The following is a 25780-nucleotide window of genomic DNA, read 5'->3' on the forward strand; positions in this document are numbered from 1 at the left end:
ATGAATCAATGGATGGAACTTGCAGACCGGGTGCTGGGCGGAGCAGAGGTGACCAACGAAGAGGCGCTTTCGATTTTAAACTGTCCAGATGAAGACATCTTGCTTTTGATGCATGGAGCTTTTCACATCAGAAAACGGTTTTATGGAAAAAAAGTAAAGCTCAATATGATTATGAATGCAAAATCAGGGCTCTGTCCGGAAAATTGCGGCTATTGTTCCCAGTCTGCCATTTCAAAAGCGCCGATTGAGAGTTACCGGATGGTGAATAAGCAAACCCTTCTGGAAGGCGCAAAGCGGGCGCATGATTTAAATATAGGTACATACTGTATCGTAGCAAGCGGCAGGGGGCCGTCCAACAGAGAAGTGGATCAGGTCGCAGAAGCGGTACAGGAAATAAAAGATACGTATGGACTGAAAGTTTGTGCGTGTCTCGGATTGTTAAAGCCGGAGCAGGCGAAGCGGCTGAAAGAAGCCGGAGTAGACCGGTATAATCATAATGTCAATACATCACAGAGAAATCATTCAAACATTACCACGTCACATACGTATGAGGACAGGATCAATACGGTTGAGATTGCAAAAACCTCCGGCATGTCTCCATGTTCTGGCGCCATTATCGGGATGAAGGAAACGAAACAGGATGTCATCGATATCGCACAAAGCTTGAAGGCCCTTGACGCTGATTCCATTCCGGTGAATTTTTTGCATGCGATTGACGGCACACCATTAGAAGGCGTAAATGAATTAAACCCGCTGTATTGCTTAAAAGTACTGGCGCTGTTCCGTTATATCAATCCGTCAAAAGAAATCCGCATTTCTGGAGGAAGAGAGGTCAATCTCCGTTCATTGCAGCCATTGGGGCTGTACGCCGCCAACTCCATCTTTGTCGGAGATTATTTAACGACTTCCGGACAGGAGGAGACGGAGGATCATAAAATGCTGAGTGATTTAGGATTTGAAGTAGAATCGGTCGAAGAAATGAAAGCCAGTTTAAGTGCAAATAGCTGAAAGCAAGAATAGAAGCAATCGGTGTCATGTCGATTGCTTTTATTTTTATGGAGTCAAAATGATGATGTCAGAATCATGAGAGGGAGCATATGACAAATTCAATTTCACTTACACCTTCTGCGTTTTTTAAAAACCCTTATCCTTTTTACGATACATTACGTTCTGCACACCCTTTATATAAAGGGAATGTTTTGAAGTATCCAGGCTGGTATGTCACGGGATATGAGGAAGCGGCAGCAATTCTGAAAGATACCAGATTCAGAACACGTGTCCCGTTGCCTGAGACCTCTATAAAATATAAGGATTTGAATCATGTCCAGAAGCAGATGATGCTGTTTCAGAATCAGCCTGATCACAGGCGCCTGCGTATGCCGGTCAGCGGGGTATTTACTCCGAGAATGACAGAGGGCTATCGCCCATTTATAAATGAAACTGTCCATCATTTGCTTGATCAAGTGCAAGGTGAAAAAAAGATGGAACTGATTTCTGACTTTGCTTTTCCTTTGGCAAGCAGCATTATAGCTAAGATCATAGGTGTGCCGGCAGAAGGAAGGGATCAATTTAAAGAGTGGGCGTCAAGCCTTGTTCAAACGATTGATTTTACCCGATCAAGAAAGGTGTTAACAGATGGCAATCAGATCACTGTAATGATGAGGGAGTATTTTAGAGAACTTATTCAAAAACGAAAACAAAAACCGCAGCATGACGTGATCAGCATGCTGCTGAAGGAAGGACAGGCTGATAAGCTGACGGAGGAGGAAGTGACATCAACGTGTATATTGCTGGCGATCGCCGGACATGAAACCACAGTGAATCTCATCAGCAACTCACTTCTTTGTCTGCTGCAGCATCGAGAACAGCTTTTGCAGCTCAAAGAAAACCCAGCTCTGATTCATACCGCAGTTGAGGAATGTTTACGTTATGAAAGCCCCACACAAATGACAGCCCGTGTTGCGTTAGAAGATATTGAAATGAATGGCGTAACGATTCGACAAGGGGAGCATGTTTATATTCTGCTGGGGGCTGCCAATCGAGACCCAAAAGTATTCGCGCATGCCAATGAATTCGATATCACCAGAAGCCCTAATCCCCATCTTTCATACGGACAGGGCCACCATATTTGTATAGGTTCCTCGCTGGCACGGCTAGAAGCACAAATTGCAATCAACACTCTTCTGCAGCGCATGCCCGGCCTGCAGCTCGCTGTTTCTGAAGTGCGATACCGGAAGCTAATTGGTTTTAGAGCGCTTATGGAGCTGCCGGTTATTTTTTAATGAAGGCTAAAGGAAGCCATGTGAATGCTGAAAACGTGTCATCCCCCGCGAAAATGGGCAATCTATAAAAAAGGGGAGTGAACATATGAGAAAAGTGCTGATCGCCGGCGGGAATGGTGTGATTGGGAGGACATTGGCTAAAGGGCTTAAGTCTGAGTACGAGGTGACGGTGCTGGATAAAGACCGCTACGAAGGCTTAGCACCCGCTATTCAGGCAGACGCGTCAAACTATGAGGATCTATTGAAAAAGATTCCGGGAGATACAGACGTGATCGTGAACTTACTCGCTGTCAAAATCAAATACGATGTCATGGACACAGCAGAATTTGAAAAAATGACGGATATTTTTTATAGAGCAAGCTACTATTTGTGCCGTGCGGCAGCAGAGCTCGGCATCCCAAAGGTTGTTTTCGCCAGCAGCAATCATGTGACAGATGTGTACGAAAAAGACGGGCGTTCGCTCTTAGGGCGGGAAATCACAACCGACGATTATCCGCTGTCAAAAAATCTATACGGCGTCCTAAAGCTGACCTCGGAACATATCGGCCACCTGTTTTATCTGGAAAATAAGCTCTCTGTCATCAACCTTCGAATCGGAACGGTCGTCACAGATGAAATGGATACACTGCATGAGAACGACCGGACGAAAAAAACGCTTCTTTCCCATCCGGACTTGCTGTCGATATTTAAAGCAGCCATTGAAACGAATATCCGTTATGGCACTTATTACGCCGTCTCTGACAATCCCGGCAAGCCGTGGTCGATAGAATCCGCGGTTCAGGAGCTTGGGTTTGCGCCTCAAATGAATACGGCTGACCTTCTGAAATAGGAAGAGAACGGCAATAACAGAGCATAATCATTTTCTAAGATTATGCTCTTTTTCTTTTATGATCGGTTTCAAGCCAGTTCCGATGCCGCCGGGCAAGGGACAGTGTTCAAATGATTATAGACATGGCAATCGCACATTTGCTACATTTTAGACACGATATCGTCACAGCTGCAGCTCGTTCAGAAAATAATGATAACGCTTACAAAAGAGAGGTGGGAACGATCGCACATTCACTGAAAAATCGTCTGTTTGATATGTTGATTTACGGATTTTTGCTGATGTTCGCTTTAATATGCGTACTTCCGTTTATTCATGTCATCGCAGCATCCTTTGCCACAGTAGAGGAAGTGGTTTCGAAAACTTTCATCTTAATACCGACCACTTTTTCGCTCGATGCCTATCGTTACATTTTTTCGACAGATATCATTTATAAAAGCTTGCTCGTTTCTGTGTTTGTAACAGTTGTAGGCACGGCGGTCAGCATGTTTCTTTCTTCATTGATGGCTTACGGTTTATCCCGCCGCGACTTAATTGGGCGGCAGCCGCTCATGTTTCTTGTCGTATTTACGATGCTCTTCAGCGGCGGAATGATTCCGACTTTCCTGGTGGTCAAATCGCTTGGATTGCTCGATTCTTACTGGGCCCTTATTTTGCCGACAGCGATTAATGCCTTTAACTTGATCATTCTGAAAAACTTCTTTCAAAACATCCCGGCGAGCCTGGAAGAGTCCGCAAAAATTGACGGCTGCAATGATTTGGGGATTTTCTTCAAAATTGTGCTGCCGCTGTCTCTTCCAGCGATCGCAACGATTTCACTGTTTTATGCGGTGACGTACTGGAATACGTATATGACGGCGATCTTGTACTTAAATGATTCAGCTAAGTGGCCGATTCAGGTGCTTTTGCGCCAAATCGTGATTGTATCAAGCGGGGTGCAAGGGGATATGTCGGAAATGGGCTCGGGCAGCCCGCCGCCTGAGCAAACGATCAAAATGGCAGTAATAGTCGTAGCAACCATTCCGGTTCTGCTGGTCTATCCATTTATTCAAAAGCATTTTGCAAAGGGGGCTTTGCTGGGGTCTGTCAAAGGATAAAGAAAATGAAACGGAGGGGTACGATGGGTAACAAATGGAGGGTGTTTTTGCTTGTGCTTGTACTTGCATTTGGCGGAGTGCTGGCGGGCTGTAAAGGGGCTGATCAATCATCAGGCAAGGCGGACTCGGATTCAAAGGTAAAGCTGTCTATGATGGCGATTTTGTATCACCAGCAGCCGCCGAAAGACAGGGCGATCAAAGAAATTGAGAAGCTCACAAATACAGAACTGGACATCACGTGGGTTCCTGATGCGGTAAAAGAAGACAGACTGAATGCGGCGCTTGCAGCCGGCAATCTCCCGCAAATCGTGACGATTCAAGACATTAAAAATTCGTCTGTCATGAATGCCTTCAGATCGGGAATGTTCTGGGAAATCGGCGATTATATCAAAGATTATCCGAATTTAAACAAGATGAATAAACTCATTAATAAAAATGTCACAATCGATGGCAAGCTTTACGGGATATACAGAGAGCGTCCCCTCTCGAGACAAGGCATCGTCATTCGGAAGGACTGGCTGGACAATTTGAATTTGAAAACGCCGGAAACGCTGGATGATCTTTATGAAGTTGCCAAAGCGTTTACAGAGAACGACCCGGACAAGGATGGAAAAGATGATACATTCGGATTGACTGACCGAAATGATCTGATTTACGGCGCTTTTAAGACACTTGGCTCATATGAAGGCATGCCGACAGACTGGAAGGAATCAAACGGCACATTTACGCCTGATTTCATGACGAAAGAATACAAAGACACGATGGATTACATGAAAAAACTGCGTGATAACGGCTACATGAATAAAGACTTTCCGGTCACAAGCAAAACCCAGCAGCAGGAGCTGTTTTCTCAAGGAAAAGCCGGCATCTATATCGGGAATATGGTGGACGCTGTCAATTTGCGTGACAATGCTTCCGATAAATCAATGGAGCTGGAGATCATCAACCGCATAAAAGGCCCTGATGGAAAAGAGCGTGTATGGGCGTCAGGAGGGCATAACGGTGTATTTGCTTTTCCGAAAACGAGTGTGAAATCAGAAGCCGAGCTGAAACGGATCTTGGCGTTCTTTGACCGAATAGCCGAAGAGGACGTCTACAGCCTGATGACATACGGCATGGACGGGGTCCATTACAATAAAGGAAAAGGCAAAACATTCACAAGAAAAGAAAGCCAGGTAAAAGATTGGCAGACTGATATTCAGCCGCTGTCCGCCTTAATCGCCATTGATAAAGCCTACTTAAAAAACACCGGTGATCCGCTGCGGACAGCGTACGAGGAGCTGACGGAAGACAATGAAAACATCATCATCTCCAATCCGGCAGAGAGCTTGTATTCCGCCGCGGAGTCTGAACGCGGAGATGAACTGAAAAAAATGATAGACGATGCCACCTATAAATATATGATCGGAGAAATTACAGAAAGCCAGTTTGATAAAGAAGTTGAAAAATGGGAAACAAGCGGAGGAAAACAGATTATTCAGGAATACGAGGAAGCGTTTAAAAAAACAAAGTAATATTGAAAAAACCCAAAACGTGCAAGCGGTTTTGGGTTTTTATATGCTTCTTTTTTGCTGGCGGTAGTTGCCCGGTGTGATGCCTTCCAGCTTTTTAAAGGACCTGATAAAGTTTTGCGAGTTTTTGTATTTGAGCTTTTCAGCTATGTCTTTCACTGCCATGTCGGATTCAGCCAGCCAGCTTTTTGCCATATGGTGGCGGTAATTTGAGACATACTCGCTGAATGAAATGCCCATTTCTTTTTTGAAAATACTGCTTAAGTAGTTCGGGTTGTAATGCAGCCTGCGGGCAATTTCGTCCAGCGTTAAATCGGATTCAAACTCATGGTGGATGATATGGATTATGTTGTCGGAAATATTTTTGTACTGTGCATCGGCCCGGGCATTTACTTTGTCTGTCATCGGGTCAATGAATTCTTGCTTCAGCCAGTTTTCAGTATCCTCGAATGTTTTCAGCTCAAAAATTTGGTCATACAGCATTTTGTTTTCTTCAAGCTCAAATAGTTCAATTCCGAGTACATGCATCAGTTCAATAACATGATTCAGAAAACGGGCGATTGCGATCTGAAATTGGTACGGGTTGGTGTTGTGTGTAAAAATCGACTGTAAAATCGCGTGCAGGCATTTGTCTGCTTTCTCCTTGTCACCGGCTTTTACAGCATCGAACAGCTCATGCTGAAGCTGCTTCGGAAAATGGGTTTTGAACGTTTTTTTCTGATCCAGGTCTTCATAAAAGATAATCGATTTGTTTTCTGCTTTCAGCCGGTATTTTAACGCTTCTAAGCCTTCCGCATAGGCGTTTTTCGCCATTGCTAATGCATCAAACGGCTGGCTGACGCCGATACTGACAGACAGGTGCAGCTCAGCTTCAACTGTATCCTGAATCATCCGGGCAGTATCATTCAGCTCGGCCATAAATGTCTCTTTTGTTCCGCTCTCATTCATCAATATGGTTGCCTGCTGTTTATCAATTACTGCTGGTGCGAGGCGTTTTTCCGCGGGGATGTTCCGCTCAATCAGGCTGTTGACGGCAAACAACAGCAGATCCATATCTTTTTTCTCATACGGTGTCTGATTCAGCGTGTCAATTTGGAGCACCAGCAGGGCGAGATGCCGCCAATTTTGTTTTAAGCCGAGGCTTTCAAAGCGGTTATTGACCTCTTCATCCGTCAGCTTTCCTAGCATAAGCCTGACCATAAAATATTGCTGAAGATGAGTGGCCTGTTGCCTCATTGTTTCTTCAAGGTCGTCGTTTCTGTTTTTGAGCTGCTTGAAGCTTTGCTCAATTAATTCAAACTCATTTTGATGAGGCTGTTTTTCTGGAAAGGCTCCGTGCCGCGCAAATGATTCATAAAGCAGCCGGATCGGCTTATAAAAATGGCGGGAGCCCAGCCAGGAGAATAATAATGAAAGCGCTAACAAAATGAAGCATACCATAAAGGTGATCCAGCCGATCGACTTGGCTTCTTTTTTTAGTTCTGGCAGGGAAACGAGAGAAAAATAAGTCCACGTGTTATAGTCTGATTTTTGATAGGTCACTTTATAATGAATGCGGTCAATGACTGTTTCAAACTGGCCGCTTTTGGAGCTTTGCGCCAGCATTTTTTTGACAAAATCGTCGTTCTGAAGAGAATCGCCTATATCAGACATGTTGTTGTGAAGGATGATACGGCCTTTTTCATCAATGATAAACACGCTGTTTGCGCTTGAATAATCAGGCATAATTTTAACGAGTGAACAGCTTGGGATGCTTGCGGCTGCCAGTCCCTTCGTGTTTGTGCTGTTCAGCGGGAGCTGCTTAATCAAATTGATATTATAACGGCAGCTTTCTGAAGCGCCTTCCTTTGTGGAGATCAAACGGTTGTTTTTTTCCAGCGTCCAATAGGACCGGCTGGCTTGTTTTTTCGAATACGCCTCGGCTGCTTCATGAAGGGAGTCCGTATTCATGCGGTACAAACCGGAATTGTTCATGTACCAATTTTTCATATAGCTGACAAGCGTCATGTTGGACAAATCGGTATCAAAGCTTTGCAAATAGTTGAGCTCTTGGTTCACTTGGTCATAGATTTGAAATTGGTCAGAGTGCAAAGGTTCGGACAGTGTGCGGAGGAGAGGCGGCGAACTCACATAGTGGGTTAAAGAATGATCGACGGTTTTTAGGATGTGCTCGATGCTTAGCTGGGTCTGCTGGAGTGTGTCGAGTTTTTCCTCCGAAACGTTGGAGATGGCCGTTTTCTGAGAGTGCTCGTACGAAAACAAACCGACCAAAATGACGGGAATGGTGCTGAGTAAACAAAAAAACGTGATGAGTTTGTAATAAAACTTGTATTGGCTTCTTTTCATAAAACCCCCCATTTCATAACACCTTAATTCAATTAATCCAAAGATTGATAGATATTGTCAATAATCATTTTCTAATATCGGTGTCTTTTGTTCAGATAAAGAGGCGAAATCCTTGGTGACAAAGGGATCAGGCAGGATGTGATCATATGATTGTAGACGGACTTTTGCGCGCTGCGCTACAGTGAAAACAAGAACCCGTGAAAGGAGGCTTTGAAAAAGATGAAAACAGCAGAAGCACAAGCGACGGCTGTAGACGCAGTCATTTTTAAAAAAGAAAAAAGAAAGCGCTTACTAAACAAGCTGCTGCAGCAAAAGTTTTTGTACTTTATGATTTTGCCGGGATGTATTTATTTTTTGCTTTTTAAATACGTTCCAATGTGGGGAATCGTGATTGCGTTTCAGGATTATCAGCCGTTTCTCGGCATTTGGGGCAGCGAGTGGGTCGGGCTGAAGCATTTTATCAGGCTGTTTACAGAGCCTACATTTTTTGTCCTGTTAAAAAATACGTTCGTGCTCTTCGCCTTGAATCTGGTCATTTTTTTTCCGGTGCCGATTTTATTAGCGCTTCTTCTAAACGAAGTGCGGATCGCACTCTTTAAAAAATTCGTTCAGACGCTGATTTATATTCCGCACTTTATGTCCTGGGTCATTGTTGTATCGCTGTCATTTGTGCTTTTGACAGTAGACGGGGGCCTGATTAATGAACTGATTACGTTTTTTGGCGGTGAAAAAATCAATTTTCTGCTGAACGAAGAATGGTTCCGTCCGCTGTATATTCTGCAGGTCATCTGGAGAGAAGCGGGCTGGTCAACGATCATCTACCTGGCCGCAATGACGGCGGTTGATCCTCAGCTTTATGAAGCGGCGAAAATGGACGGAGCGGGACGGCTGCGGCAAATGTGGCATATTACGCTGCCGGCTATCAAAAGCGTCATCGTCGTTTTGCTGATTTTAAAAATCGGGGACACGCTGGAGCTTGGCTTTGAGCATGTGTATTTGCTGTTAAACGCCACAAACAGGGAAGTCGCGGAAATTTTTGATACGTACGTTTATACTGCAGGGCTGAAACAGGGCCAATTCAGCTACAGTACAGCGGTCGGCGTATTTAAAGCGGCGGTCGGGCTGATTTTGGTCATGCTTGCGAATCGTTTGGCGAAGAAATTTGGCGAGGAAGGAATCTATTAAGAAAGGGATGGTATCAATGGATCAATCAATCGCTGTAAAGTCGCCTCTTACGTACGCGGAGGCATTGGCAGAAACGATTATGAACACGTATACAGTTGAAGAGCTGCCGCCTGCAAACCGCTGGCACTATCATCAGGGCGTTTTCTTATGCGGGGTTTTGCGTCTTTGGGAAGCAACCGGACAGGAACGGTACTTTGATTATGCGAAAGCTTACGCGGATCTCCTAATTGATGATTACGGCAATCTATTATTTAAAAGAGACGAACTCGACGCGATTCAGGCGGGCCTTATTCTTTTTCCTTTATACGACAAGACGAAGGATGAACGCTATGTAAAAGCGGCAAAAAGGCTGCGGGGCTTATACGGAACGCTGAACCGAACATCAGAGCAGGGGTTCTGGCATAAGGACGGCTATCCATATCAAATGTGGCTTGACGGTTTATATATGGGCGGGCCGTTTGCACTGAAATATGCCAATTTGAAGCACGAGCCGGAGCTGTTTGACATGGTTGTGCTTCAGGAAGGCCTGATGAGAAAGCATACGAAGGATCCAAAGACCGGGCTCTTCTATCATGCGTGGGATGAAGCGAAAAAAATGCCTTGGGCCAGTCGAGAGACAGGCTGCTCTCCGGAGTTTTGGGCGCGTTCAATCGGCTGGTACGTCATGTCACTCGCAGACATGATTGAAGAGCTGCCTGAGAAGCACCCAACCTGTCATGTCTGGAAAAAAACACTTCAGGACATGCTCGAAAGCATCTGCCGCTGCCAAGACAAGGAAACAGGATTATGGTATCAGATCGTTGACAAGGGCGACAGATCTGACAACTGGCTGGAAAGCTCGGGATCGTGCCTGTATATGTATGCCATCGCTAAAGGAATTAATAAAGGATATCTCGACAGGTCCTATAAAACATCATTGTTAAAAGCGTATCAAGGCCTGATTCAGCATAAAACTGAAACAACAAAAGACGGCGCGTTTCTCGTCAAAGATATATGTGTCGGAACGTCGGCAGGATTTTATGATTATTATGTCAGCCGGGAACGGAGCACAAACGACCTTCACGGGGCGGGAGCGTTTATTTTGGCGATGACAGAATTGGAAGCGCTTCTCGGGTCAGACGAAAAATGAAAAGATCTCTATGTGCGGCTGTATGTGTGATCGTCTCGGTGCTGTTTTTGGCTTCGTGCTCAAGCAGACCGGACGGCATTCATGTCATCCTGTTTTCAGATATGCAGGCAGGCGTACAGGATAACATAAAAGAGGCCGCTGAAAAGAAGGCAGGCAGGGCAGAAATCTTTCCCGCTTTGCCGGAAAAGCTGCTGACTGAAATTACGGCTCGCGAGGGTGACGTCTTTATCGTGCCTGAAGACTTGTTTGCAGCATACGATGATCCGGAAAATTTTCAGCCGTTAGACGGATTGTCACTGACACATTCATCGCCCTATACAGCCGTAAATCAAAAAACGGGAGAAAAAACAGTCTATGCCGTTCTGATTGAGAAAGGGGAAAAACAGCTGAACGGCTATTCTTTTCGGCTGAATCGAAATATGGCGGCGTTTATCCCTGTATACTCCGAAAAAACAGAGGAAGCGCTGCAGCTGATTTCCCAATTAACAGAAGTCCGATAGGGGTGGGGACCATTGAAAAGCATCGTCATTTGCGGATTAAGCAGCAGAGCCCTCAGCATGTTTATCAAACCGCTGCTCAAACAGTTTTCATCCATTTATGAAATTACGGGATTGCTGGATGCCGATCCGAAACGATTCGCCGTCTGCAAAGAGGCATTTCCGGAACTTGCGCAAGTACCGGAGTATAAAGAGGAAGATTTTGACCATATGATGAGCGTTTCGAAGCCAGACATTGTGATTGTGACGGGAAGGGATGACACCCATATCACCTATATATTGAGAAGCCTTCAGTGGGATACGGATGTTATAACGGAAAAACCGATGGTCACGACGGTGCAGGATGCAAAGCGGGTGCTTGAGGCAGAAGCGAAAAGCAAAGGGAAGGTTACTGTCGCGTTTAATTACCGCTACAGCCCATATCATCGGAAAATCAAAGAAATGATTTTAGAAGGAAAAATAGGAAGGGTCACCTCTGTTGATTTGAATTGGTATATTGATACCTATCACGGCGCCAGCTATTTTAAACGCTGGAACCGATCCAGGCAATTTTCCGGCGGCCTGTCTGTCCATAAATCCACACATCATTTCGATCTGGTGAATTGGTGGCTCGGCCAAAACCCGGCGGAGGTATTTGCTTACGGCGAGTTGAATTACTACGGGCCGGACAGTGAGTGGAATCCGCTGCCGGAAGAAGACGGTCGTTTTTGCGGCACATGCCGGGTCAAAGAGAAATGCCATTACTATGCGAGATGGCACCCCCGTGCCTCTAAAGCTTCTGTAAAGGATGATCATCTCAAGGCGGATGCAGACCAGTCAAGCTTATATACCGCATATCGCCCTGACGCGTGCATTTTTGACGAGGAGATCGACATTGAGGATACGTATGTGGCGGCTGTCAAATATGACGGCGGTGCGCTTTTGAGCTACTCGATCACATTTTCCGCTCCGTACGAAGGCTACCGCCTTACGATAAACGGCACTAAAGGACGCATTGAATCAAATGAATTCCATGAGCCTTCCAGAATTCCGTTTGCTTTTCCCGAGCAAACGATTGAGTATTATCCGCTTTTTGAATCGAAGCAGACCATTCAAGTCGTCAAAAACGAGGGAGGACATGGCGGAGGTGATCCGCTTTTGCTTGCTGATCTATTTATAGGCAAAGATCCGCTGCGCCAGTATGACATTTTGGCCGGAGCCGAAGCCGGAGCCTATTCTATCGCGGTCGGTGAGGGAATATGGCGCTCCGTTGTTGAAAAGAAACCAATTGATATTAAACAGCTTTTTCATATGCAAAATGTATAAAAGCGAAGAGGAGGGGCTTTCGTGGAACATGACGGATCAATGGCACGGGTGCTGCGTTTTTGCGAGTGGATCATGAGGTTTGCGTATACCAATTTGCTTTGGCTGCTTTTTACGATCATCGGTCTCGGAGTGCTCGGTGTCATGCCCGCGACTGCCGCTTTATTCGCTGTTATGCGAAAATGGATTCAGGGTCAGGATCACGTTCCGGTGCTGCCGACCTTTTGGCGGGAATACAAAGCTGAATTTCTCCGTTCCAATCTGATCGGCGCTGTACTGGTGGTAATCGGTTTGGTCATTTATATCGATTTGGCCTTTATTTACCCGAGCCACTTCTTATTGCATATCCTGCGCTTTGCTATTATGATATTTTGCTTTCTGTTTGTATCAATGCTTTTTTATGTGTTTCCGCTGCTCGTCCACTTTGATTGGAAAAAGCGCCTGTATTTTAAGTTTTCCCTCTTGCTGAGTGTGGCGTACTTACAATATACCCTCGTCATGCTTATGCTGACGGTCGCGTTCTTTTTCCTGCTGGCCTATCTGCCGGGAATTGTTCCTTTTTTCAGCGTCAGTCTCATCAGCTACTGCCACATGAGGATCGCTTATGCCGTCTTGGTGAAGCTGGAGCAGCAGGACCATGAACCGGCAAAGAAACATCCTGAACCAGAAGCTTTTTATCCGGAGACGAGGTAAACATTTCTCTATCATATATTGATTCCAAACGGAATAGATTGATAGAGAAAGGAGAGCGGATAAATGCTGAAGGTGGCAGTGTTTGATGAAGAGCATGAAAAAGATTTGCAAACGGAGATCAATTCATTTTTAAAAGGAATATCGGAAGAGCAGCTTGTTGATATCAAATATACGGTTTCAGCGGCGTGTGACCCTGAAGGCGAGCAGCTCTACTGTTTTTCCGCACTCATTCTATATCGAAAATAAAAAAAGATCTTCCCGCGGACTGCGGAAAGATCTTTTTTATGGTTAAGTCTTTTTCACTCTTGGGCTTCTCGGTTTCTGGAATTTCTCTGCTGCTCTGATTTCTCTTCGTTCTCTTGCCAATGCTTTATAAAGAGCAGCAATCATGAGCAGGATAACAATTGAAAAAGGCAGTGCGGCCAGAATCGCTGTGTTTTGCAAAGCGGCAAGTCCGCCGGAATACAAGAGCGCAGCTGCCATAGCAGACTGAATGATACCCCAGCTGAATTTGACTGAGTTAGCCGGGTTTAATGAACCGTATGTCGTCTGCATACCAAGGACAAATGTCGCTGAATCAGCTGATGTGATAAAGAACACGGCGATCAGGATCAATGCCAGGATAGACGTGATCATTGTCAGCGGATAGTGATCCAGTGTTCCGAACAGCATCGTTTCGGAAGACAGCTTCGCCACATTAAAGATCCCTTTTTGCTGAAGGTCCATTGCGGAAACACCGAAAATGGAGAACCATAGGAAAGCCAAAATACATGGTGCCACCAGGACGCCGATCAAAAATTCACGGATTGTCCGGCCTCGGGATACACGGGCGATGAAAATGCCGACAAATGGAGACCAGGAAATCCACCATGCCCAATAGAAAATCGTCCAGCCGTTGATCCATTCACGTTTGCCTGGATCGTTCGGCGCCAGTCTGAAGCTCATTTGAACAATGTTTTGAATATACTGCCCAATTGAATCTGTAAATGAGTTCATGATCAAAACGGTAGGTCCGACAACCAGCATAAACAGCATCAGCAATCCGGCTAGCGCCATATTGGTGTTGCTTAAATACTTAATGCCTTTTCCGAGTCCGCTCCAAGCCGATAGTAAAAAGAGCACTGTTACAATGACAATCAAAATCAATTGAACGATAAAATGATTCGGAATTCCGAATAGGTAATTCAATCCGCCGTTAATTTGAGTTGCGCCGATCCCCAGACTCGTTGCAACGCCGACAACTGTAGCGAAAACAGCAATACAGTCAATCAGTTTACCGATCGGGCCGTTTACTTTATCGCCGAGAATCGGAGTCAGTGTGCTGCTGATTAATCCAGGCGCGTCTTTGCGGAATTGAAAATATGCGATACATAATGCCACGACGGCATAAATGGCCCAAGCGTGCAGTCCCCAGTGGAAAAAAGTGTAACGGAGCGCATCTCTGAAGGCTTGGGGGGTTTCTGTTTCACCTGATGGAGAGCTAATTGCGTAATGGCTGATCGGTTCAGCCGCACCATAGAATACTAAACCGATTCCCATGCCTGCACTGAACAGCATGGCAAACCAAGATAATAACCCGAATTCCGGTTTTTCATCCGGTTTCCCCAGTTTAATTTTTCCGATCGGGCTGACAATTAAAAAGAGACAGAACCCGACAAACAAAGAGACGACTAATAGATAATACCAACCAAATGAATCTGTTATAAACGATTGTGCCGATTGAGACACGTTTTGCAGGCTGTCAGGAGAAATAACGCCCCACAAAACGGCTGCGGCTGTGATGACAATCACAATCCAAAATACACTAGATATATTCTTCAAACATTCTCACCCTCTGACTTTTTTGTGTACGCCTATATCTTCCTCGCAGGCTTAGTATGGTCGTACGATGGCAGATCATTCCTTCCTGTAACTTACCCCGCAATCAGGTGAAACAAAACAAATCTCACCCTAACATTTTTGCGGGAATTTTTCAAATGCCCGGCATGCTGTAAGAGTTTGAAAAGTCTAATGTTTACATACGGGAAAAGCGTCCGGCATTCAGTCCGGCGAGTCTGCCTGTGACGAGCGCAGATGTGATATTGTATCCGCCTGTATAACCGTGAATATCTAAGATTTCGCCGCAAAAATACAGGCCGTCCATTTTTTTAGACGCCATCTTTTTCGGGTCAATCTCCTTCACCGATACACCGCCTCCTGTGACAAACGCTTTGTCTAGAGACAGTGTGCCGTTTGCGAGAACGGTAAATTGCTTGCAGTCTTTGACAAATTGTCTGAAAGGCTCCTTCGGCAGCTCAGAAAATGATATGTTCGGTGAAATGCCGTTTTTTTCGAGCAGGAAAAGAAGGTAGCGCTCCTGCATCCAAGGCTTCAGCACATTTTTTAACGCTTTTTTTGGCGCGTCTTTCAGCTCCTTGTGCATCTTTTGGAATAGCGTTTCTTCATTGATATCCGGAAACAAATCAATTCTGACGGGCACTTCCGGCTGTTTTTTCAGCTCTTTCACGATAAACTGGCTGCACCTGAGTATGGCGGGGCCTGAGAGGCCGAAATGAGTAAACAGCATGTCCATCTTATGTGTGATAATGGCTTTGCCTTTTTTGTTTAATACACTGACGGCGACATCTCTGAGCGATAAACCCTGCAGTGTTTTTTTCTTAATAAACGGCTCGGCAGATGTGACGGGCACCTCTGTCGGGAAAAGCTCTGTTATGGTGTGGCCTGCGGCTTCGGCCCATTCATAGCCATCACCCGTGCTGCCGGTATGGGGAACGCTTTTTCCGCCAACCGCGATAATGACTGCCTGACTATGAATCACTTCGCCATTATTCGTCACAATGCCTGCCGTATGTCCATCTTCATATGTAACAGATTTGATTTTTTCGTTCGTTCTGATCGTCACACGCAGCTGTTTCAGCCTGTTTAACAGAGCGTCGACAACACTTTGCGCTTTGTCTGTCACCGGAAACATCCGGCCGTGATCCTCTTCCTTCAATTTGATCCCGAGATTTTCAAAAAACTTGATAATATCTTCGTTATTAAATTCAGAAAACGCACTGTATAAAAAACGGCCGTTGCCGGGGATGTGCTTAATAATTTCTTCGACAGGAAGGCGGTTTGTCACATTGCAGCGGCCGCCTCCGGATATGGCAAGTTTACGGCCTAACTTATTTCCTTTATCTATTAACAAAACATCAGCACCCTGTTCTCCGGCTGCAATGGCAGCCATCAGACCTGAAGGGCCTCCGCCGATTACAATTACGTCATACTGCTTCATTTTTATCATCAACTTTCTTTTTACATTTCGTGTGCGGAACGCTGTCCGTAGTACTATTATAGCGAAAGACAGGTTCTGCTTAAACGTATTTTGCCGCAAACTTGCATTGTTCCTGAGATTGCTTTTGTATTTATTACCGTCTATATGCCCAGTTGTGTTAAAATAGAAAAGTTGAATCTTCGTAGAAAATGGTGATGAAGAAACATGTCAAGCAAACTGTTAAGAGGCACGTTTGTGTTAACGCTCGGTACATATATTTCACGGATACTGGGAATGGTTTATTTAATTCCTTTCAGCATCATGGTCGGAGCGACAGGCGGTGCGTTATTTCAATACGGATACAATCAATACACTTTATTTTTGAACATTGCCACAATGGGCTTTCCGGCCGCCGTTTCTAAATTTGTTTCCAAATATAATTCCAAAGGGGATTATGAAACAAGCAGAAAAATGCTGAAGGCGGGCATGTCGGTTATGCTTGTAACGGGAATGATTGCCTTTTTCATACTATATTTATCTGCTCCGTTTTTTGCGGAAATATCGCTTGGGGGCAAAGATAATAACGGTTTGACGATTGATCATGTCGTATATGTCATCCGCATGGTCAGCTTAGCGCTTTTAGTCGTGCCGATTATGAGTCTTGTGCGCGGATTTTTCCAAGGTCATCAAATGATGGGGCCTACGGCTGTCTCTCAAGTTGTTGAGCAGATTGTCCGCATCATCTTTTTATTGAGTGCGACCTTCTTGATTTTGAAAGTCTTAAACGGCGGCCTTGTGATCGCTGTCGGTTATGCAACCTTTGCAGCGCTGATCGGTGCCTTCGGCGGGCTGATCGTATTGTATATTTATTGGAACAAACGAAAAGGCAATCTGCTGGCGATGATGCCTAATACGGGGCCGACAGCAGATTTAAGCTACAAGAAAATGTTTTTCGAGCTCTTCAGCTATGCCGCTCCCTACGTGTTTGTCGGACTAGCCATCCCTTTGTATAACTATATTGATACAAATACGTTTAACAAAGCCATGATTGAAGCAGGGCATCAAGCTATCAGTCAGGATATGATGGCCATTCTGACACTTTACGTACAGAAGCTCGTAATGATCCCGGTTTCTCTTGCGACGGCATTCGGACTGACCTTAATTCCGACGATTACAGAATCGTTTACAAGCAGAAACTACAAGCTGTTAAATCAGCAGATCAACCAGTCGATGCAGACGATCCTGTTTTTAATTATTCCGGCTGTTGTCGGTATATCGGTATTAGCAGGCCCTGTGTACACGTTCTTTTACGGATCAGAGAGCCTTCATCCTGAATTGGGGAAAAACATCCTGTTTTGGTATTCGCCAGTTGCGGTCTTGTTCTCTTTGTTTACTGTCAACGCCGCCATATTGCAGGGCATCAATAAGCAAAAATTTGCGGTTGCCAGTCTTGTGATCGGTGTCGTGATCAAACTTGTGCTAAATGTCCCGCTGATTAAGCTGATGCAGGCTGACGGCGCTATTTTAGCTACGGCACTCGGGTATACAGCTTCACTTATATACGGATTTATCATGATCAAACGGCATGCTGGCTATTCGTATAAAATATTAGTGAAACGGGGCGTTCTGATGCTGCTCTTGTCAGCAGTGATGGCGATAGCTGTTAAAATCGTCCAGTGGGTGTTAAGCTTTTTCATCTCCTACGAGGATGGCCAGCTGCATGCTGCGATCGTCGTGCTGATTGCGGCTGTGGTCGGCGGAGCTGTCTACCTGTATTGCGCGTATCGTTTAGGGTTTTTACAGAAAATATTCGGCCGCCGTTTACCGGGGTTCTTAAAGAAAGGCAGACATGCCGCTGATTAACAGAATATGTTGAAACAGAGGGCTCGCTTGATGCGGGCTTTCTTTTATAGGAAGGAGAGATTGGCATGAGACTGGATAAGCTGCTTGCCAACAGCGGGTATGGTTCGAGAAAAGAGGTCAAATCGATTGTGAAAGCGGGAGCCGTCATGGTCGACGGAAAGCCGGCAAAAGATGTCAAGGCGCACGTGGACCCTGATGCTCAGGAGGTGACCGTTTATGGCGAGCTGATTGATTACCGCGAGTTTATATATATCATGATGAATAAACCGCAGGGCGTGCTGTCAGCGACTGAGGACAGCCGGCAAAAGACAGTGGTCAATTTGCTGACGCCGGATGAACTTAGATTCGAGCCGTTTCCTGCCGGCCGGCTTGATAAGGATACAGAAGGATTTCTGCTGCTGACAAATGACGGTCAGCTCGCTCACCGGCTGCTATCGCCGAAAAAGCATGTTCCGAAAACGTATGAGGTCCACTTAAAGTCGCAAATTTCGCCAGAAGACATCACCAGCTTAGAGACTGGGGTATTTATTGAAGGCGGCTACAAAACAAAGCCGGCACAAGCAGAAATAAAGGCAAACGACAAAGAGCATACCGTGATATACCTGACGATAACAGAAGGAAAATATCATCAAGTCAAACAGATGGCAAATGCTGTCGGCAATGAAGTCATTTATCTGAAGCGGCTCTCAATGGGACGCGTATCCTTGGATCCTGCTCTGGAGCCGGGAGAATACCGTGAGCTTACAGAAGAAGAGCTTGAAAGGCTGAACGAGCTGCAAGCATGAAAAAATCCCGCATCTCACATGCGGGATTTTTTATGATATATAAGCACACAAAAACAAGGCTAAGAACGTTTCCTCGCCCTGTATCTATCAGGCCGCTCACAGGGCGGCCCTATGTAATTTTTAATGTTATGAGGTAATCTTTACTTTCTTTCTCGTTGTCTCCCATTTGCCACGGCTTGGACTATGAACAAGATCATTATATGCTAACACATTTAAGTCTCTTTGAATCGTTCTAGGTGTAATGCCGAATTCGTCAACCAGTTCCTGTGTTGTCACAAGGCCTTTCTCTTGAATAAACATGTAAACTGATTTGATTCGAGTTAGCATACGGTTTGTTGAAGGTTTCAAAAAACCACTCCCTATCATAAGATCGGATGGACTTGACTAACCACAACTCACGACTATCAACTGCGTACGAAATAGCAACTAAGGCAGACATCTGTAATATTTAAATAATTCGCCTTCATTATACACGATTTCGCCGCGTTGAATCTAGGAATAAGTATTATAAATTTTTTCCAATTTGAGTTTGGCCGCCATCCTTGTTGGATTACTATGTATTCCAGCACAATATTATTATGGATAAAGAAACTTTTTTTATTCTGTTTCGTATGTGATTAAGGGGGTGAGTGAGATTGAGAGTGTTGTTGGAAGCATCGATAGAGCAAGCAGGGTATACAAGCCGAAAAAAAGTGCTCACCGATGTTTTATTGGAAGTCAGAGAAGGGGAGCTTGTCGGGTTGATTGGAGCGAACGGCGCTGGAAAAAGTACAGCCATCAAGGCGATACTCGGCCTCTCGCAAGACTTTAAAGGGACTATCGCTTGGAATGATTGCTCGTTTACTTATATTCCGGAGCACCCGTCCTTTTATGAGGAATTAACGCTGTGGGAGCATCTCGATCTGATCAGCACTTTGCACGGCATTGATCAGAGTGAATTCGAATATCGGGCCCAAAGTCTTCTTGAAACATTTTCGCTTGATCATGTCATGCATGAGCTGCCGGTGACGTTTTCGAAGGGCATGCAGCAAAAGCTGATGCTGATTCAGGCTTTTCTTTCTAAGCCTGATATGTATGTGATTGATGAACCGTTTATTGGCCTTGACCCGATATCGACAAAACGCTTTGTGGACATGCTGAAGGCTGAGAAAGATAGAGGAGCCGGCATTCTCATGTGCACACACGTACTTGATACCGCGGAAAAAATCTGCGACCGGTTTTACATGATTGATAAAGGTTCTTTGTTTCTTCAGGGAACGTTAAAAGATATTCAAGAGCAAACAGGGTTAGGCGGGCAGTCATTGCTTGACTGTTTTTATACGGCGATTCAAGGAGAAAAAGCATGAACGGACGGTCTCTCTTTTTTCGAAGGTGGCTGGATTTTTACCGATATCAGTTTAAGGTGCTGCATGCTGTCATTGATTGGACGGTTGCGCTCTACATTGTCCTGCCGGCGCTTGCTTTTGTGATCTATCAGTATGTGGAGTGGGCGAATGGAAGCGGCCTTCTTTACGAGTGGTCTGAGAGAGTCGAATGGAGATGGTTATACGCTGTCGGTATACTGATTGTTTGCACAGGCTCCATCCATACTTTTTTACTGGAAGCGGACCAGGTGTTTTTGCTGCAAAAGAAAGCGATCATTCGCCAGATGAAACAATACGCATTGGTGTATTCTTTATTGTTCACGTTCGCCAAATGGCTGTTGCTCTTTTTTCTTTTTCTTCCCTTTATCATTGATTCTGTTCGCGTCACTATTCCGGAAAGCGCTGCTCTATTGATCTATGCATTCGGTCTTCATACGCTCTTTTTATCCTTGAAGCAGGACAGGGTCAGAAAACTAAGATCTATTTGGAGACAGATTGCGGACTTTTTTCTCAAGGCTGTGCTTTTGGCATGTTCTTTTCTCATGATTACCTTTATCGAGTGGCACTTGCTCTCGCTTGCCGGTGTTTTGTTTTTTATTTTTGCTTTCATACGCAGTTTGAAAAAGACGGCTTCATTTTCGGCTTTTGAGGCAGAGGTGCTTGAGGAGAAAAAAATCAGGCTCACTCTTGCAGGTCTTGTAATGATGACGAGCCAGGATGTGAGAATGCCGAGAGTAAAGGACAGGATGAGGAGAAAACCACTGTTATTCCGGAATTCTAAAAGGATATTTAAGAAACGGACAATGTATACAATTTATAAAGAATTATTTTTTAAAGTCATGCTGAGGAATGGGGAGTATGCGAGGCATCTTTATATGCTTTTGTCGGCTTTTACGGTTTTAACAGTCGTTTCCCCGCTCTTTCTTAAGGTGATTGCGCTGCTGGTTTATACAGGTGTTTGCCGTTATGTGCTTTCGCTTATTTTTGACAAAGTGATGGATGCGCCGATCTTAATTGGGGCTGATAAGGAAAGTGATGAATATTACCGGGCCAGAAAAAGCTGTGTGAACACGCTGCACTATGCTTGTGTTGCCTGCTGCTGTTTGGCGGCCGCTATCTCTTTTTTGGTGAAATAAAAACCCCAAACGGATGCCGTTTGGGGTTTCTGTATGTTATAGAATAAATAGCTGGATGAAAAACAGAACGGCAAATACGAGGACGAGCGGATGAATGTCTCTCCATTTTCCCCGTGCTGCTTTCACAATCGGATACGAAATAAAGCCAAGCGCAATTCCTGTGGAAATGCTTGATGTAAGAGGCATGGTCAGAACAACGAGAAATGCCGGAAATGCCTCGTCCATCTCCTTCCAGTTAATATTCGACACCGAGCCCATCATCAGGCTGCCGACAATAATCAAAGCCGGTGAGGTGATGGCGGATATGCCGGATAAGGCGCTGACAAGCGGACTGAAAAACATCGAAGCTGCAAACAATACCGCGACAGTTAAAGACGTAAGACCTGTTCTTCCCCCGGCTGCGACGCCAGCTGAAGACTCGACAAACGCGGTTGTCGGACTTGTTCCGAAAACAGCACCGACTGTGGTCGCCGTTGAATCAGCAAGCAGCGCTTTACGCGCGTTCGGGAGCTTGTTGTTTTTCATCAATCCGGCTTGCTCGGCCACACCGATCATCGTACCGGTCGTATCAAAAATCGTTACCAGCAGAAATGAAAAGACGACAGCGTACAGGCCGTGATGGATCACATCGCCAAAAGCGGAGAACGGATTTGAAATAATCAATCCCTCAGGCAAATGGGGAAAAGACATAAAGCCTTTAGGGAAACGCAGCTGGCCGGTAAAAAACGCGATCAAAGCGGTAGCTGCCATTCCGATAAATAACGCTCCGCTTACATTCAGCACCATCAGGATCACACTGATCAATAAGCCGATCAGTGTTAAGATAACCGCTGGAGAATGAAGGTTGCCGAGTGTGACCAGATTTGATTGATCTGCCGTAATTATTCCCGCCTGCCGTAAACCGATAAACGCAATAAAAAGCCCGATCCCTGTGGTGATCCCGTATTTTAAATTGTTTGGAATCGCTTCTATCAGTTGTTTTCTTAAAGGCGTTAACGATAGAATAATGAAGAGAACCCCTGCTGTGAATACTGCGCTGAAAGCTGTTGCGTACGTGATGCCGCCGCCGCTCGCGCCTACAACGTGATAGGCTAAGTAAGCGTTTAAGCCCATGCCAGGCGCAATGGCAATCGGATAATTTGCAGCCAGGGCCATCCACAGCGTTCCGACAATGGAGGCGATAATCGTTGCGGTAAAGACCTGGTCAAAAGGAACCCCGGCATTAGCTAAAATGACCGGATTCACCACTACAATATAGACCATTGTGAAAAAGGTCGTCAATCCAGCTATGATTTCTTGTTTAATCGATGTTTGCTGCTCTTTTAGATGAAACATAGTAACCTCCAATTACGAACGTTTTAACAAAACACCATTAATATTATTCGTTTTATTTAGTTTTTGCAAGTGATTTATTGCAGAAAGGGGATCATGATGAACTGGGAAGTCGAAGTGATCAGAAAAAAAGATGATTTGATTCGCGATACGCAGGAATTCTTGAGAATCAACAGTGTAATGGACGAAACAACAGCCGGGCCCGGCAAACCATTCGGAGAAGGGGTAAATGCCAGCTTGACCTCTTTGCTTGAGCTTGGAGAAAAAGAAGGATTTTCCGTAAAAAATCTTGACGGGTTCGCTGGTCATATCGAATGGGGCGAGGGTGAAGACATTGTCGGCGTTCTTTGCCATGTTGATGTTGTACCGCCCGGAGACGGCTGGACAAGTGATCCGTTTTCAGCGGACATCCGAAACGGGCGGATTTATGCAAGGGGCGCCATTGACGACAAAGGTCCGACGATGGCGGCGTTCTACGCGCTGAAAATCGTCAAAGACATGAATCTGCCGCTTTCTAAACGTGTCAGAATCATTATCGGAACAGATGAAGAAAGTGATTGGAGATGTGTGGAGCATTATTTCAAGCACGAAGAAATGCCGACTCTCGGTTTTGCGCCAGATGCTGATTTCCCGATTATTAACGCGGAAAAAGGAATTATTGATGCTTCACTGCTCATCCCGCACAGCGCAAACGAAGCCGCTTCAGAAACAGTTCTTGTCTCGTTTACATCAGGTCTCCGCTTAAACATGGTGCCAGACGCTGCGGAAGCCGTTATCAAAGGATCAAATATAGAAGAGGTTCTTGCCTCATTTAAAGACATGCTCCGCGCGACAGATCAAAAAGGTGAAGCTGAGATTGAGAATGGGCAGCTGATCTTGCGCATGCACGGACTTTCCTGCCATGCGATGGAACCGAACAATGGAGTGAATGCCGGCATCAAACTGGCAGAATTTTTGTGCCAGACTGAGTTGGATGCAGCAGGACAGCGTTTTGTTCAAGTCGTGACAGACAAATTTTCAGATGATACGAGAGGAAAGAAACTGAATATTGACTGTGAGGATGACATTAGCGGAGAGCTGACATTAAATGTCGGAACACTGCGCTATACAGAAGGGCAAGGAGGCGAGATCGGAATCAATATCCGCTATCCGGTAACGGCGGAAAGTAAAATGATTCGCGATGCTTTTGAAAGCGCCGCTGAATTTGAGCTTGGAGAATGTAAAGACAGCAAGCCGCATCATGTATCAGCAGACCATCCGCTAGTCAAAACACTGCAAAAGGTATACGAAGGCCAATTGGGCAAAAAAGCTGATTTAATTTCAATCGGCGGGGGAACGTACGCAAGATCTTTGAAAGCCGGCGTCGCATTCGGACCGCTGTTCCCCGGACGTCCCGACAGTGCGCACCAAAAAGACGAATATATTGAAATTGATGATCTCCTCAGAGCGACTGCTTTATATGCGCAGGCCATCTACGAACTTGCAAAATAAAAGGACCGGCTTCTTCTGAAGCCAGTCCTTTTTTTACACAAATGACCATAAATCAGTTGATAAATATCGTTCTCCGGTATCTGCTGTCATACAGACAACGACTTGATCAGGAGAGAGACGTTTGGCTGCTTCAATCGCCGCGAAGCAGGCAGCGCCTGAAGAAGGCCCGACGAGAATTCCTTCCTCCGCAGCAAGGCGTCTGGTTGTCGTATAAGCATCCTCATCAGTGATTTTAATAATTTCATCATATACATCTTGATTTAAAACTGGAGGAATGAAGCCTGGGCTTGTTCCAACCAGCTTATGCGCACCCGGTTTTCCGCCTGATAATACCGGAGACCCCGCAGGCTCGACAACTTGAACCAAAATATCCGGGAAAAGTTCTTTTAGCGCTTCACCGGTTCCTGTAATGGTCCCGCCAGTACCGGAAGAAGCGACAAAAGCGCCTAGCGGTTTTCCGATTTCTTTTATTGCCCGGGCAATTTCAAGAGCAGTTGTTTTTCGATGCGCGTCAGGATTTGCGGTATTATCAAATTGCATCGGAATGAAGCTGTTCGGAATTTGTTCGGCGAGCTCTTTTGCTTTTTTAATGCTGCCCGGCATTCTTTCCGATCCGGGAGTTAACACAACCTCTGCACCATAGGCTTTGAGGAGGTTGATCCGCTCCTTCGTCATTGTATCCGGCATGACTAAAATCGCTTTATAGCCGCGGGCCGCCGCATTCATGGCGAGTCCGATTCCGGTATTTCCGCTGGTCGGCTCAATGATGACTGAGCCAGGCTTGAGTAAGCCGTTTTGTTCTGCTTCTATGATCATATTGTAAGCGGCTCTGTCTTTCACACTGCCGCTTGGATTGAAAAATTCAAGTTTTAAATAGACTTGTGCTGCGTTTTCCGGCTGAAGCCGATTCAATCTCACAAGCGGTGTATCTCCTATAAGATCAGAAGTGTTTTCAACGATTTTCAACATTGTCATTCCTTTCTGAATAAAACAAGTGTCATATAATATCCTAACATAATAAACGTTTGCGCGAGAGTGTTTTCATATGCGGTTCCTCTATTCGCGCAGCCTCTTTATTGATAAAATAATAGCAGTCAAAGAAGGGAGTGTCAGACAGATGTCAGATATCCGGCCTCATTATTTCATCGGCGTGCCCATTCCGCCGGAAATTGCAAATCCGATTTACCAGGCTGCGAAAAGCGAGCCGGCGCTCACGTTTCAAAAATGGGTGCACCCGCTTGACTACCATATCACGTTAATTTTTCTCGGTGCGGCGGACGAAGCGCAAATCAAGCAGCTTGAAGGCTTGCTTGCCGAGATAGCTGTTGATGCCAATCCGTTTACAATCGAGTTTGACAAAATAGATGTGTTCGGAGACCGCAGGCAGCCGCGCGTGTTACATGTGGAGCCGAAGAAGAATCCGGCGCTCGAAACACTGCGGGAGCGTACAAAACAAGCTGTTCTTCAAGCAGGCTTTAAAGTGGAAAAGAGAGCGTATCATCCCCATATGACGCTGGCAAGAAAATGGACAGGCCAAAAGGGATTTCCGGCGCATGTCCCGTTTAAAAGCGGTGAGGTTTCAACGGCTATTGAACGATTTTCACTTTTTCAGACACACTTAAATCAATCACCAAAATATGAGGAAAAATACAAATTTCATTTAACTTAATTCATGCGGAGTGGAG

The 25780-nt window shown here is 45.4% G+C and carries 23 protein-coding genes; 17 read left to right on the forward strand and 6 right to left on the reverse strand.

Features of this window, described 5'->3' with window-relative positions; translation table 11 throughout:
* The 5 genes from bioB (at position 1) to M1D69_RS06170 (ending at position 5719) form a co-directional block, all read left to right on the forward strand.
* Positions 1-1008, forward strand: coding sequence for a biotin synthase BioB (gene bioB, locus M1D69_RS06150; RefSeq protein WP_458104264.1), 1008 nt, complete (start codon positions 1-3; stop codon positions 1006-1008).
* An 89-nt stretch (positions 1009-1097) separates the two neighbouring features.
* On the forward strand, positions 1098-2282 hold the full coding sequence (locus M1D69_RS06155) for a cytochrome P450 (protein ID WP_458104263.1): 1185 nt from the start codon (positions 1098-1100) through the stop codon (positions 2280-2282).
* Between the two features lie 85 nt (positions 2283-2367).
* Entirely contained in the window at positions 2368-3111 is a 744-nt protein-coding gene (locus M1D69_RS06160) for an NAD-dependent epimerase/dehydratase family protein (protein ID WP_458104262.1), read from the forward strand.
* Between the two features lie 233 nt (positions 3112-3344).
* On the forward strand, positions 3345-4205 hold the full coding sequence (locus M1D69_RS06165; RefSeq protein WP_083244538.1) for a carbohydrate ABC transporter permease: 861 nt from the start codon (positions 3345-3347) through the stop codon (positions 4203-4205).
* Positions 4206-4228: 23 nt separating this feature from the next.
* On the forward strand, positions 4229-5719 hold the full coding sequence (locus M1D69_RS06170; protein WP_458104261.1) for an extracellular solute-binding protein: 1491 nt from the start codon (positions 4229-4231) through the stop codon (positions 5717-5719).
* A gap of 39 nt (positions 5720-5758) precedes the next feature.
* On the opposite strand, the gene M1D69_RS06175 is transcribed toward M1D69_RS06170, so the two are convergent.
* On the reverse strand, positions 5759-8074 hold the full coding sequence (locus tag M1D69_RS06175; RefSeq protein ID WP_458104260.1) for a helix-turn-helix domain-containing protein: 2316 nt from the start codon (positions 8072-8074) through the stop codon (positions 5759-5761).
* A 207-nt stretch (positions 8075-8281) separates the two neighbouring features.
* Between M1D69_RS06175 and rmgP the strand changes: the two genes are divergently transcribed.
* The 6 genes from rmgP to M1D69_RS06205 all read left to right on the forward strand — a co-directional run bounded on the left by rmgP (position 8282) and on the right by M1D69_RS06205 (position 13114).
* Complete coding sequence (gene rmgP / locus M1D69_RS06180; RefSeq protein WP_458104259.1) at positions 8282-9247, forward strand: polygalacturonan/rhamnogalacturonan ABC transporter permease; 966 nt, start codon at positions 8282-8284, stop codon at positions 9245-9247.
* A gap of 7 nt (positions 9248-9254) precedes the next feature.
* Positions 9255-10376 carry a glycoside hydrolase family 88/105 protein gene (locus M1D69_RS06185; RefSeq protein WP_458106191.1) on the forward strand — a complete coding sequence of 374 codons (1122 nt, stop codon included), beginning with the start codon at positions 9255-9257 and terminating at the stop codon, positions 10374-10376.
* Complete coding sequence (locus M1D69_RS06190) at positions 10373-10876, forward strand: lipoprotein YteS (protein WP_458104258.1); 504 nt, start codon at positions 10373-10375, stop codon at positions 10874-10876. The genes M1D69_RS06185 and M1D69_RS06190 overlap by 4 nt, the downstream gene beginning before the upstream one ends.
* A gap of 12 nt (positions 10877-10888) precedes the next feature.
* The gene (locus tag M1D69_RS06195) at positions 10889-12178 is read left to right on the forward strand and encodes a Gfo/Idh/MocA family protein (protein WP_322008383.1); all 1290 of its coding nucleotides are present in this window, start codon (positions 10889-10891) and stop codon (positions 12176-12178) included.
* Between the two features lie 21 nt (positions 12179-12199).
* Complete coding sequence (locus tag M1D69_RS06200) at positions 12200-12868, forward strand: YesL family protein (RefSeq protein ID WP_458104257.1); 669 nt, start codon at positions 12200-12202, stop codon at positions 12866-12868.
* Between the two features lie 63 nt (positions 12869-12931).
* The gene (locus M1D69_RS06205) at positions 12932-13114 is read left to right on the forward strand and encodes a sporulation protein Cse60 (RefSeq protein WP_003325003.1); all 183 of its coding nucleotides are present in this window, start codon (positions 12932-12934) and stop codon (positions 13112-13114) included.
* Positions 13115-13156: 42 nt separating this feature from the next.
* On the opposite strand, the gene opuD is transcribed toward M1D69_RS06205, so the two are convergent.
* Positions 13157-14689 (reverse strand): glycine betaine transporter OpuD, encoded by a 1533-nt coding sequence (opuD, locus tag M1D69_RS06210; RefSeq protein ID WP_458104256.1) that lies wholly within the window; start codon positions 14687-14689, stop codon positions 13157-13159.
* A gap of 193 nt (positions 14690-14882) precedes the next feature.
* A complete protein-coding gene (locus M1D69_RS06215) occupies positions 14883-16145 on the reverse strand; it encodes an NAD(P)/FAD-dependent oxidoreductase (RefSeq protein ID WP_458106190.1) in 1263 nt (420 codons plus the stop codon).
* A 204-nt stretch (positions 16146-16349) separates the two neighbouring features.
* Between M1D69_RS06215 and murJ the strand changes: the two genes are divergently transcribed.
* Entirely contained in the window at positions 16350-17987 is a 1638-nt protein-coding gene (gene murJ, locus M1D69_RS06220) for a lipid II flippase MurJ (RefSeq protein ID WP_458104255.1), read from the forward strand.
* Positions 17988-18052: 65 nt separating this feature from the next.
* Positions 18053-18772 (forward strand): pseudouridine synthase, encoded by a 720-nt coding sequence (locus M1D69_RS06225; RefSeq protein ID WP_458104254.1) that lies wholly within the window; start codon positions 18053-18055, stop codon positions 18770-18772.
* A 126-nt stretch (positions 18773-18898) separates the two neighbouring features.
* On the opposite strand, the gene M1D69_RS06230 is transcribed toward M1D69_RS06225, so the two are convergent.
* Entirely contained in the window at positions 18899-19120 is a 222-nt protein-coding gene (locus tag M1D69_RS06230; protein ID WP_003152337.1) for a DeoR family transcriptional regulator, read from the reverse strand.
* Positions 19121-19407: 287 nt separating this feature from the next.
* Between M1D69_RS06230 and M1D69_RS06235 the strand changes: the two genes are divergently transcribed.
* Both M1D69_RS06235 and M1D69_RS06240 read left to right on the forward strand, forming a co-directional pair.
* Positions 19408-20118 carry an ABC transporter ATP-binding protein gene (locus tag M1D69_RS06235; protein ID WP_458104253.1) on the forward strand — a complete coding sequence of 237 codons (711 nt, stop codon included), beginning with the start codon at positions 19408-19410 and terminating at the stop codon, positions 20116-20118.
* The gene (locus tag M1D69_RS06240; RefSeq protein ID WP_458104252.1) at positions 20115-21272 is read left to right on the forward strand and encodes an ABC transporter permease; all 1158 of its coding nucleotides are present in this window, start codon (positions 20115-20117) and stop codon (positions 21270-21272) included. The genes M1D69_RS06235 and M1D69_RS06240 overlap by 4 nt, the downstream gene beginning before the upstream one ends.
* A 36-nt stretch (positions 21273-21308) precedes the next feature.
* Here the strand turns inward: M1D69_RS06240 and pbuO are convergent, their stop codons facing one another.
* On the reverse strand, positions 21309-22607 hold the full coding sequence (gene pbuO, locus M1D69_RS06245; RefSeq protein ID WP_458104251.1) for a hypoxanthine/guanine permease PbuO: 1299 nt from the start codon (positions 22605-22607) through the stop codon (positions 21309-21311).
* A 96-nt stretch (positions 22608-22703) separates the two neighbouring features.
* Here pbuO and pepV point away from each other — a divergent pair, with 96 nt between their 5' ends.
* Positions 22704-24095, forward strand: coding sequence for a dipeptidase PepV (pepV, locus tag M1D69_RS06250; RefSeq protein ID WP_458106189.1), 1392 nt, complete (start codon positions 22704-22706; stop codon positions 24093-24095).
* 33 nt (positions 24096-24128) lie between these two features.
* Here pepV and cysK read toward each other — a convergent pair whose 3' ends face one another.
* Positions 24129-25064, reverse strand: a complete 936-nt coding sequence (cysK, locus tag M1D69_RS06255) for a cysteine synthase A (RefSeq protein ID WP_458104250.1) — start codon at positions 25062-25064, stop codon at positions 24129-24131.
* Positions 25065-25212: 148 nt separating this feature from the next.
* Here cysK and thpR point away from each other — a divergent pair, with 148 nt between their 5' ends.
* A complete protein-coding gene (gene thpR, locus M1D69_RS06260; RefSeq protein WP_458104249.1) occupies positions 25213-25764 on the forward strand; it encodes an RNA 2',3'-cyclic phosphodiesterase in 552 nt (183 codons plus the stop codon).
* Positions 25765-25780: the final 16 nt, after the last annotated feature.

The sequence above is a fragment of the Bacillus sp. PK3-037 genome, assembly GCF_054161355.1.

Bases quoted from the DNA above. Each gene is read 5' to 3' on its own strand.
- cysK (WP_458104250.1), bottom strand. From the start codon at position 25,064: ATGTTGAAAATCGTTGAAAACACTTCTGATCTTATAGGAGATACACCG.
- rmgP (WP_458104259.1), top strand. From the start codon at position 8,282: ATGAAAACAGCAGAAGCACAAGCGACGGCTGTAGACGCAGTCATTTTT.
- M1D69_RS06240 (WP_458104252.1), top strand. From the start codon at position 20,115: ATGAACGGACGGTCTCTCTTTTTTCGAAGGTGGCTGGATTTTTACCGA.
- pbuO (WP_458104251.1), bottom strand. From the start codon at position 22,607: ATGTTTCATCTAAAAGAGCAGCAAACATCGATTAAACAAGAAATCATA.
- bioB (WP_458104264.1), top strand. From the start codon at position 1: ATGAATCAATGGATGGAACTTGCAGACCGGGTGCTGGGCGGAGCAGAG.
- M1D69_RS06170 (WP_458104261.1), top strand. From the start codon at position 4,229: ATGGGTAACAAATGGAGGGTGTTTTTGCTTGTGCTTGTACTTGCATTT.
- pepV (WP_458106189.1), top strand. From the start codon at position 22,704: ATGAACTGGGAAGTCGAAGTGATCAGAAAAAAAGATGATTTGATTCGC.
- M1D69_RS06175 (WP_458104260.1), bottom strand. From the start codon at position 8,074: ATGGGGGGTTTTATGAAAAGAAGCCAATACAAGTTTTATTACAAACTC.
- M1D69_RS06215 (WP_458106190.1), bottom strand. From the start codon at position 16,145: ATGAAGCAGTATGACGTAATTGTAATCGGCGGAGGCCCTTCAGGTCTG.
- M1D69_RS06190 (WP_458104258.1), top strand. From the start codon at position 10,373: ATGAAAAGATCTCTATGTGCGGCTGTATGTGTGATCGTCTCGGTGCTG.
- murJ (WP_458104255.1), top strand. From the start codon at position 16,350: ATGTCAAGCAAACTGTTAAGAGGCACGTTTGTGTTAACGCTCGGTACA.
- M1D69_RS06155 (WP_458104263.1), top strand. From the start codon at position 1,098: ATGACAAATTCAATTTCACTTACACCTTCTGCGTTTTTTAAAAACCCT.
- M1D69_RS06185 (WP_458106191.1), top strand. From the start codon at position 9,255: ATGGTATCAATGGATCAATCAATCGCTGTAAAGTCGCCTCTTACGTAC.
- M1D69_RS06205 (WP_003325003.1), top strand. From the start codon at position 12,932: ATGCTGAAGGTGGCAGTGTTTGATGAAGAGCATGAAAAAGATTTGCAA.
- thpR (WP_458104249.1), top strand. From the start codon at position 25,213: ATGTCAGATATCCGGCCTCATTATTTCATCGGCGTGCCCATTCCGCCG.
- M1D69_RS06225 (WP_458104254.1), top strand. From the start codon at position 18,053: ATGAGACTGGATAAGCTGCTTGCCAACAGCGGGTATGGTTCGAGAAAA.
- M1D69_RS06160 (WP_458104262.1), top strand. From the start codon at position 2,368: ATGAGAAAAGTGCTGATCGCCGGCGGGAATGGTGTGATTGGGAGGACA.